Genomic DNA, 7,942 nt, shown 5'->3' with positions numbered 1-7,942 from the left:
GTCACTGTCCGATTTCAGGGGAGTAGCTCACTTCATCGATATTTCGGTAATCAAGCTGTTCAGCACAGTATCGCTCGATTTTTAAGGGCGTCTGATGACATAAGCGAGCGCCGGGGGAGCAGGCAGGTGCTCTCGGATCGGCGCGCAATCGAACATACTCTGTTCGCAGTTCTCTCATCGTTTGGGTTCATCGACCGAGGCAACGGAATGCGCCTGAAGGGTTCGGGCATGCTTCCCGCCATTCAATTGAAGAAGAATTCTCTCTCCGTCATTTTCAGGTTCGTGTCCCCAGTACGCGGTTGAGGAATCCAGAGAACCAAGTGCTCTGCAAAATATGATGAGAAAGCATGAGGTTGTGGTGGTGCCCGGAGACGGATTTGAACCGCCGACACGCGGATTTTCAATCCGCTGCTCTACCAACTGAGCTATCCGGGCAACGCTGCCTTTCGGTGGCGCTCTGATATGACAGGGCGCGGGGGGTGTCCAGAGGGTTTCGAAGAAAATCTTTGCCTTAATGCGGCAGGGGCGGATCTTCTTCGGTGGGTTCCTCCTCGGGGGCGACGGGGATGGCGTAGCTGCCCTTCAGCCAGCGGCCAAGATCCACATCCGCGCAGCGTTTGGAGCAGAAGGGACGGTATTTCGGGTCCGTTTCCTTGGCGCAGATCGGGCAGCTCATGCCAGCACCTCGGACAAGGGTGCGCGGTCGCGTTTGCGGACCAGTTCGTAGAGACCAAGGGGGGTCCATCCGGCAAGGCTGGTTTCCGCCGCCTCGCCCTTGAACGCAGCGCGCAGCACCTGATCCAGCGTGGCGCGGTCCTTCTTGGTCATCGGGGCGAAATCGACCACCACCTGACCGCCAAGGCCGCGCAGGCGAAGCTGGCGGGGCAGGTCGCGGGCGGCGGCAATGTTCACCTTCAGGCCGGCCGCGGGCGAGGTGTCGCCGCCGGTGTTCACATCCACCGCGACCAGAGCGCGAGTCGGCTCGATCACCATGCTGCCGCCGCCAAGGTCCACCTCGGGCGACAGGGCGGCGTCGATCATCTCCAGCACGCCATGCTCCTCGAAGCCGCCTTCGACCACCTCGTCCGGCGCGGGATCGGACCATTCGCGCCATGCGATCTCCTGCGCCGTCGGGCCTTCGACCAGCAGTTCGGGCGCGCCGTGGATGTCGGACAGAACCGCCTCGGCCAACTCGCGCGTGGCGATGATGTCGGCGGCGATCTCGCCCTCGTCCTCACCTTCGCAGGCAGAGCGGAGGATGACGCCCAGTGTCTCGTCCGCGCCGTCCATCGCGCCCTGCGCCAGCGCGGTCAGGCCTTCGCGCAACTCCTCGTCGCGGATGCGGCGCGAGACGTTCAGGCCGGGCGCACCGGGTGTCAGGATGCACAGCCGGCTTTTGAACAGCAGCCGCGTGGTGACGGGCGTCGCCTTGCCCCGTTCCGCCGCGCCCGTCACCTGCACCAGCACGCGCTGGCCGGGGGCGAGGCCGGAAACCTGCCGCAAAAAGCCCGAGCCGCCATCGGGCAGCTTCACGAAAACACCGCCCTGACCTTTCATCAGCCGATCCACCACGCCGCGATAGATCGCGCCGGGGATCGGCGCATCCGTGTCGGCGTCGATCAGCAGGTCGTGAAGCTGGCCGTCCACGATCAGGGCCGCCGCGTCGCGCCCCTGAAAGCTGTCCAAAACGATGATGCGACCCTTCATGCGGCCCTCCGATGCACGGGATAGCCGGCAGTGGCCAGCATTGCGGCGGTTTCAGCCATGGGCAGGCCGACGATGCCGGTGAAAGATCCGGAAATCCACGGAATGAACGCCCCCGCAAGCCCCTGGATGCCGTAGGCGCCCGCCTTGCCCTGCCATTCGCCGCTGTCCAGATAGGTGTTCAGTTCGATATCCGATAGGCGCTTCATCTTGACGTCCGACACGACCTCGCGCGTCCAGATGCGGCTGCCGCGGCGGATGGCGACGGCGGTGATGACCTGATGCCGGCGTCCGCCCAGCATCACCAGAAACTCGGCGGCTTGTCCGGCGTTTTCGGGCTTGCCCAGAATGCGGCGGCCCAGTGCGACGGTGGTGTCGGCGCAAAGCACGATATCGTCCTCGCCCGCCGTGATCGCCTCGGCCTTGGCCTTCGCGATGCGCGCGGCATAGGGGCGGGGCAGTTCGGCGCGCAGGGGCGTCTCGTCGATGTCGGGGGGCAGGATTGCGTCGGGGGTGATGCCCAGCTGCGCCAGAAGGTCCTTTCGGCGCGGGCTGGCAGAGCCGAGGATCAGGCGCATGGATACTCCTGTGGCCGGAGCCGTTCGCGGCTCCGGCAAGTTATTTGAAGCGGTAGTTGATGCGACCTTTGGAAAGGTCATAGGGGGTCATTTCCACCTGCACCTTGTCGCCCGCCAGAACACGGATGCGGTTCTTGCGCATCTTGCCTGCCATCGTCGCGATCAATTCATGGCCATTGTCGAGTTCGACCTTGAATGTCGCGTTGGGCAGGAGTTCCTTCACGACACCGGGGAATTCGAGAATGTCTTCCTTGGCCATGTTGTCTCCGAAAAGGGGTTCGGCCCGCGCGAGGGCGCAGGCTCGGGGGCTAGATGCGCCCGGACCGTCAAAGAATCAAGTGCAAAAGCGCAGCTGTTCGGCCCAGTGCAGATGATTGAGCACACCGCCATCGCGCCGCACCTCGGCCACGGCGGCCAGATCGACATACGCGCGCGCCCATCCGGGGGCGTTCAGATCGGTTTCGGCCAGCACCCCGGTTTCGGGCCAGCCGCGGTCGGGCGGGCCATAGATCGCGGCGCGGCCCACGTTTTCATCCACGGCGGGGCAGAAGTCGCAATCGCCCACGGTGGGGGCCTGCACCACGACGCATTGGTTCTCCAGCGCGCGGGCCATCGCGCCGACGCGGACGCGGGTGAACCCGGCCAGACTGTCGGTGCAGGACGGCACCAGCAGGATCTCGGCCCCCTGATCCACCATCGCGCGGGCCAGCAGCGGAAATTCGCTGTCATAGCAGATGATTACCCCGATCCGGCCCAGCGCGGTGTCGAAGACCTTCGGCGTATCGCCCGCGCGCACGTCCCAGATCTCCCGCTCGAACCGGGTCATGATCAGCTTGTCCTGATGCCCAAGGATGCCGCCCGGCCCGTAAAGCGTCGCGCGGTTCACGGGGCGATCCCCGGTGAAGACGGGCCGCGAGGCGCCAAGGATCAGGCAGTCGTTCTGGGCCGCCAGCTTCAGATGCAGCGCATCGACGGCATCCTCGTGGCGGGCGACCTCGTGCAGCGCGCGTTCCAGATCGGCGGCGACCTCGCGCCCGCCAAGGCTGGCCAGTTCCATGCTGCCATATTCGGGAAAGACCAGCAGATCGGCCTTGGCCGCGCCTGTCCAATCGGTCAGCTTCGCCTCATAGTCGGCGAAGCTGTCGAACCATGTCAGCGGATAGGCGGCGGCGGCGATTCTCATGCCGCGATTGAACGGAGGTTTGGGGCGATGGACAAGGTGGATTTCGAGGGCGCGTGCCATTGCGGCGGCGTTCGGTTTCGCGTGCATCTGCCGGGCGGCCTGAAATCCGCGCGGCGCTGCGATTGCAGTTTCTGCCGGATGCGCGGGGCGGTGGTCGTTTCGGTCCGGCTGGACGGGATCGAGTTCATCGCCGGCGAGGATCTGCTGACGCTGTATCAGTTCGGAACGATGACCGCGCGGCACCATTTCTGTTCGCGCTGCGGCATCTATACGCATCACCAGCGGCGGTCGAATCCGAACGAATACGGGGTGAACGTCGCTTGCCTTGGCGTAAGCCCGTTCCTGCCGGAAATTCTGGTGCATGACGGGGTGAACCATCCGTCCGACGGAGGCGGCAACCGGGTGGCGGGGGTGCTGCGCTTTACAGCGTTCTGATCCAGAACTGGAGCTGCTTGTCGGTTTCCCGGTCGTCGCCGATGTCGCGCCAGTGAAAGGTCGCGGTCACGCCCGGCATAGGGGCGTATCCGCGCGCCCGCCAGAAGGCGTCGTTCGTCCGGGCATTCGTGGGGCGCAGGGGGTGATCCTCGGGCCGGATCACCGAACAGAAGGCGCTGCGGGTCATGCCCAGCGCCCGCGCGTGATCCTCGCGCAGATCGAAGAACCGATGGCCGATCCCGCGCCCGCGATATTCGGGCAGCAGCACCGATTCCGCGCAATAGAAGACGCCTTCGGGGTTTTCGAACGCGAAGTCCTCTGCATCCTCCATCGGCATACCCGTCGCCGCGCCGACGATACGGTCCCCGTCGAACGCCCCCACGACGATGGCGCGGGGGTCGGCATAGCTGCGCAGATATTCCCGCTCATAATCCAGATCGCCGTCATAGATGTAGGGCCAGTCGCGGAACACCGCGATCCGCAGCCGCGCGACATCGTCCAGATGCGCGCCATCCAGACGGCGAACGATCATGCCGAGACCTGTCGCACCCAGTCCGACAGGTTGTAGAAGGTCGTGACGCGCGCGACCTTGCCATCCCGGATGTCGAAGAACGCCCCGGCAGGCAGGACATAGGTCTGACCCACGGCTTCGGGCAGGCCGGGATCGGTTTTCAGATATTTGCCATGGACGGTGAATTCGGCAGCGCCCCGGTTGCCTTCGGCAAAGATCACCATGTCCTTCAGCTGCTCGGAATAGCTGACGCCCATATGCGAGCAGAATTCGGCGAATTTCTCGCGGCCGTGGCGCGTCTCGCCCTCGTTGACGCGGTGTTCCACGTCATCGGTCACGAGGTCCAGCATCCCCTGTGCGTCGCCCGCGTTGAAGGCGGCGTAATAGCGTTCGATGACATCGCGGCTCATGCGTCTTTCTCCCTTGGTGGTCCGAACCGGGCAAGTATCCGTTCGCGGATCTGGTCGCGCGCCTGCCGATAGGCCGACAGCTTCGCATCGCGCGATTCCCCGATCCCGGTGGGGTCGAGGATCGGCCAGTATTCCACGTCCAGATGGTAATAGCGGGTCAGCTCCAGCGCCATGCGCTGGCTGGCGGGGGACAGCGCCACGATCAGATCGAAGCCGGAAAGATCGTCGCCCCATTCCTGCATCTCGTCGAAGGACCGGGCGCGGTGGCGTTCCAGCTCGATCCCCAGTTCGCGGCAGACGGCAACGGAAAAGCCGTCCACCTCCATGTCGTTCTTGACGCCCGCCGACTGGACATAGGACCGCTTGCCGTAAAGCTGCTTCATCATCCCTTCCGCCATGGGCGAGCGGACCGCGTTATGGTCGCAACAGAACAGGATGGAGGCGGGCATGTCGGCCAAGCGTTACCCCCAGTGCATGACGCAGATGAGGGTGAACAGGCGGCGGGCGGTGTCCTTGTCCACCTCGGCCTTGCCCTCCAGCCGTTCCTGAAGCACGCGGGCCCCTTCGTTGTGGATGCCGCGCCGGGCCATGTCGATCGCCTCGATCTGGCTGGGGGGTAGGCGTTTGACCGCCTCGGCATAGCTTTCGCAGATCTGGAAGTAATCCTTGACCACCTGCCGGAATGGACCCAGCGAAAGGTGAAATTCGCCCACCTTGTCCTGCCCTTCGGTCGCGATGTCGAATACAAGGCGCCGGTCGCGGATCGCCAGCAGCAGACGATACGGCCCATCGGGCGCCGCGCGTTCGGCGGGCAGGGTGAAGGAGTTCTCCTCCAGCAGGTCGAAAACGGCGACCCGCCGCTCCTGCTCGATCTCCGGCGTGGGGGGCTTCAGCCCGGTCTCGTCGATCTCGATATGGCAGATGCGGGTCATTGAAGCGCCCCGAGCTGTGCGGCTTCCCAGTCGGCGTAGGTGGTTCGGTCAGGACGGCGCCAGTTTCGCGGCCCATTGGCCGCACGGCCGAGGACGATGGCGGCCGCGGCAGACGCGCTCTTGAACGCATAGGAAATCTGGAACTTCCCGTCGGCGACAACGCCTTTTACAACAAGTTCGTTATGCAGCTTTTTATATGTATGCGCAGAATCGGCGTTCCAGTTGCCCGCGACCGATCCTTTGCGCACGACGAACTCGTCACCGATAACGTCGGCGGCGGCGACGATTTCTCCGCCTCTGCTCAGTTCAAAAAGCGGGGCAGATGGCTGATCATCTGAAAGCGTGGCGGATGCGCGACGCTTGTTGTCCACCATCAGACCAATTCCAAGCGCCGCCAGCACCAGATCGAGCATCTCCAGAAACTCTTCCATATTCGCGCGCGCGGCTTCGGACAGACCCGACCTTGGCGGAGTATTCCCGTTCTGGAGGGTGCTTCCGACCGTCAACGCTTTCTCCACCACGCGCGATTCCAGATATTTTATATGCGCCTTGTGCAGATTGTTCGAAAGGGTCGTGACGATGACGACCTCGTCCCACCAATCCCGGCTCTGGTCATGCGACTTGATGCGGCTGGCGACATCCTCGCCTTCGCCGACATAGGCGCAGGGCTGCCCGTCCTGTTCGCCCAGCAGCAGATAGACGCCAGCATAGGACGCTTGTTCGCGTCGCAGCCCCTTGGCGATTTCGGTGCGCGGGATGCGCAGGACGTGGCCGGTCCAGTTGAAGACCTCGGCGGTGACGATGCCTGCGGGTTTGCCGTCGACGAAGAACAGTTCGAGCGAGCGTCCGTGGTTCATTCGTTCAGCCTTTGCAGCCGCGCGGTGACCGAAAGCCCATGCGCCTGCAGGCTTTCCGAGGTCGCGAGGCGCTCGGCGGCGGGGCCGATGGCGGCCAGCGCCTTGGGCGTCATCTTGGCGATCGTCGTGCGCTTCATGAAGTCCAGCACCGACAGGCCGGAGGAGAAACGCGCCGAGCGGGCGGTGGGCAGGACGTGGTTGGGACCGCCGACATAATCGCCGATCGCCTCGGGCGTCCATGCGCCAAGGAAGATCGCGCCGGCATGGGTGATCTTTGCCGAAAGGGCGTCGGGGTCGGCGGTGCAGAGCTCCAGATGCTCGGGCGCGACGCGGTTCGAAAGGGTGGCGGCCTCGGACAGATCGCGGGTGGTGATGATCGCGCCGTAATCGCGCCAGCTGGCACTCGCGATGGCGCGGCGCTCCAGCGTTTCGAGGCGCCTGTCCACCGCATCGGCCACGGCGCGCCCGAAATCGGCATCGTCGGTGATCAGGATCGACTGGGCGCTTTCGTCGTGTTCGGCTTGGGACAGCAGATCCAGCGCGATCCAGTCGGGGTCGTTGTCCTTGTCAGCGATCACCAGAATCTCGGACGGGCCGGCGATCATGTCGATGCCGACCTTGCCGAAGACGCGGCGTTTTGCGGCGGCGACATATGCGTTGCCCGGGCCGGTGATCTTGTCCACCGGCGCGATGGTGGCGGTGCCATAGGCCAGCGCGGCGACGGCCTGCGCCCCGCCGATGCGATAAACGGTATCGACGCCCGCGATCCGCGCCGCCAGCAGCACGAGCGGGTTCACCACGCCGCCGGGGGTGGGGCAGACGATGACCAACCGTTCGACGCCAGCCACCTTGGCAGGGATGGCGTTCATCAGCACCGACGACGGATAGGAGGCCAGCCCCCCCGGAACATAAAGCCCCGCCGCCGAGACCGGACCCCAACGCCAGCCCAGCGTCGCGCCATGGACGTCCTGCCACCGCTCGTCCTGCGGAAGTTGGCGGGCGTGGTAGTCGCGGATGCGGTCGGCGGCCAACTCCAGCGCGGCGCGATCCTCGGGCGAGACCTTGGCGCATTCGGCCTCGATCTCCTCTGCCGTGAAGGCGAGGGTTTCTGGCGTCAGGTCCAGACGGTCGAAACGGGAGGTGAGGTCGATCACCGCCGCGTCGCCGCGTTTGCGCACATCGTCGATGATGGCAGCGACCGCGCTGTCCACATCGGGGCTGTCCTCGCGCTTCATGCCCAGAAGGGCGGTGAAGGCGGCCTCGAAATCTGCGTCGAGGGTGGACAGGAAGTGCGGCATGACGGTCTCCTTTCCACCCTGTTAGCAAGGGGCG

General features: G+C 64.8%; 12 protein-coding genes and 1 tRNA gene. 1 reads left to right on the top strand and 12 read right to left on the bottom strand.

Annotation, left to right across the window (positions count from 1 at the left end; translation table 11 throughout):
• Positions 1–359: 359 nt before the first annotated feature.
• The 6 genes from E2K76_RS02155 to E2K76_RS02130 all read right to left on the bottom strand — a co-directional run bounded on the left by E2K76_RS02155 (position 360) and on the right by E2K76_RS02130 (position 3,465).
• Positions 360–435: transfer RNA gene (locus E2K76_RS02155), tRNA-Phe, on the bottom strand.
• A 76-nt stretch (positions 436–511) separates the two neighbouring features.
• Positions 512–664, bottom strand: a complete 153-nt coding sequence (locus tag E2K76_RS02150; RefSeq protein ID WP_350339331.1) for a DNA gyrase inhibitor YacG — start codon at positions 662–664, stop codon at positions 512–514.
• Between the two features lie 8 nt (positions 665–672).
• A complete protein-coding gene (locus E2K76_RS02145) occupies positions 673–1,707 on the bottom strand; it encodes a ribonuclease E/G (RefSeq protein WP_136682611.1) in 1,035 nt (344 codons plus the stop codon).
• Complete coding sequence (locus E2K76_RS02140) at positions 1,704–2,282, bottom strand: Maf family protein (RefSeq protein WP_136682610.1); 579 nt, start codon at positions 2,280–2,282, stop codon at positions 1,704–1,706. Before E2K76_RS02140 ends, E2K76_RS02145 begins: the two co-directional genes overlap by 4 nt.
• 40 nt (positions 2,283–2,322) lie before the next feature.
• Positions 2,323–2,541, bottom strand: a complete 219-nt coding sequence (gene infA / locus E2K76_RS02135) for a translation initiation factor IF-1 (RefSeq protein WP_045389309.1) — start codon at positions 2,539–2,541, stop codon at positions 2,323–2,325.
• 75 nt (positions 2,542–2,616) lie between these two features.
• Positions 2,617–3,465, bottom strand: a complete 849-nt coding sequence (locus tag E2K76_RS02130) for a carbon-nitrogen hydrolase family protein (RefSeq protein ID WP_136682609.1) — start codon at positions 3,463–3,465, stop codon at positions 2,617–2,619.
• 27 nt (positions 3,466–3,492) lie between these two features.
• Between E2K76_RS02130 and E2K76_RS02125 the strand changes: the two genes are divergently transcribed.
• Positions 3,493–3,900, top strand: a complete 408-nt coding sequence (locus E2K76_RS02125) for a GFA family protein (protein WP_136682608.1) — start codon at positions 3,493–3,495, stop codon at positions 3,898–3,900.
• Here E2K76_RS02125 and E2K76_RS02120 read toward each other — a convergent pair.
• The 6 genes from E2K76_RS02120 to hisD are packed head-to-tail and all read right to left on the bottom strand — an operon-like array spanning position 3,887 to position 7,908.
• Positions 3,887–4,432, bottom strand: a complete 546-nt coding sequence (locus tag E2K76_RS02120; protein WP_136682607.1) for a GNAT family N-acetyltransferase — start codon at positions 4,430–4,432, stop codon at positions 3,887–3,889. The two genes, E2K76_RS02125 and E2K76_RS02120, sit on opposite strands and share 14 nt — an antisense overlap.
• Positions 4,429–4,821, bottom strand: coding sequence for a nuclear transport factor 2 family protein (locus tag E2K76_RS02115; RefSeq protein WP_136682606.1), 393 nt, complete (start codon positions 4,819–4,821; stop codon positions 4,429–4,431). Before E2K76_RS02115 ends, E2K76_RS02120 begins: the two co-directional genes overlap by 4 nt.
• Entirely contained in the window at positions 4,818–5,270 is a 453-nt protein-coding gene (locus tag E2K76_RS02110) for an arsenate-mycothiol transferase ArsC (protein ID WP_136682632.1), read from the bottom strand. The genes E2K76_RS02115 and E2K76_RS02110 overlap by 4 nt, the downstream gene beginning before the upstream one ends.
• 12 nt (positions 5,271–5,282) lie before the next feature.
• On the bottom strand, positions 5,283–5,753 hold the full coding sequence (locus E2K76_RS02105; protein ID WP_136682605.1) for a UPF0262 family protein: 471 nt from the start codon (positions 5,751–5,753) through the stop codon (positions 5,283–5,285).
• Entirely contained in the window at positions 5,750–6,610 is an 861-nt protein-coding gene (locus E2K76_RS02100; RefSeq protein ID WP_136682604.1) for a GIY-YIG nuclease family protein, read from the bottom strand. The genes E2K76_RS02105 and E2K76_RS02100 overlap by 4 nt, the downstream gene beginning before the upstream one ends.
• Positions 6,607–7,908: a histidinol dehydrogenase gene (gene hisD / locus E2K76_RS02095; protein ID WP_136682603.1), complete on the bottom strand. Its 1,302-nt coding sequence runs from the start codon at positions 7,906–7,908 to the stop codon at positions 6,607–6,609. The genes E2K76_RS02100 and hisD overlap by 4 nt, the downstream gene beginning before the upstream one ends.
• Between the last annotated feature and the right edge of the window lie 34 nt (positions 7,909–7,942).

Source organism: Falsirhodobacter xinxiangensis (genome assembly GCF_004959935.1).
In the GTDB taxonomy this organism is placed as follows: domain Bacteria; phylum Pseudomonadota; class Alphaproteobacteria; order Rhodobacterales; family Rhodobacteraceae; genus Falsirhodobacter; species Falsirhodobacter xinxiangensis.
This window is presented reverse-complemented; position numbering and strand designations above follow the sequence as displayed.

Bases quoted from the DNA above. Each gene is read 5' to 3' on its own strand.
- E2K76_RS02115 (WP_136682606.1), bottom strand. From the start codon at position 4,821: ATGAGCCGCGATGTCATCGAACGCTATTACGCCGCCTTCAACGCGGGC.
- E2K76_RS02100 (WP_136682604.1), bottom strand. From the start codon at position 6,610: ATGAACCACGGACGCTCGCTCGAACTGTTCTTCGTCGACGGCAAACCC.
- hisD (WP_136682603.1), bottom strand. From the start codon at position 7,908: ATGCCGCACTTCCTGTCCACCCTCGACGCAGATTTCGAGGCCGCCTTC.
- E2K76_RS02140 (WP_136682610.1), bottom strand. From the start codon at position 2,282: ATGCGCCTGATCCTCGGCTCTGCCAGCCCGCGCCGAAAGGACCTTCTG.
- E2K76_RS02130 (WP_136682609.1), bottom strand. From the start codon at position 3,465: ATGAGAATCGCCGCCGCCGCCTATCCGCTGACATGGTTCGACAGCTTC.
- E2K76_RS02110 (WP_136682632.1), bottom strand. From the start codon at position 5,270: ATGCCCGCCTCCATCCTGTTCTGTTGCGACCATAACGCGGTCCGCTCG.
- infA (WP_045389309.1), bottom strand. From the start codon at position 2,541: ATGGCCAAGGAAGACATTCTCGAATTCCCCGGTGTCGTGAAGGAACTC.
- E2K76_RS02125 (WP_136682608.1), top strand. From the start codon at position 3,493: ATGGACAAGGTGGATTTCGAGGGCGCGTGCCATTGCGGCGGCGTTCGG.
- E2K76_RS02120 (WP_136682607.1), bottom strand. From the start codon at position 4,432: ATGATCGTTCGCCGTCTGGATGGCGCGCATCTGGACGATGTCGCGCGG.
- E2K76_RS02145 (WP_136682611.1), bottom strand. From the start codon at position 1,707: ATGAAGGGTCGCATCATCGTTTTGGACAGCTTTCAGGGGCGCGACGCG.
- E2K76_RS02105 (WP_136682605.1), bottom strand. From the start codon at position 5,753: ATGACCCGCATCTGCCATATCGAGATCGACGAGACCGGGCTGAAGCCC.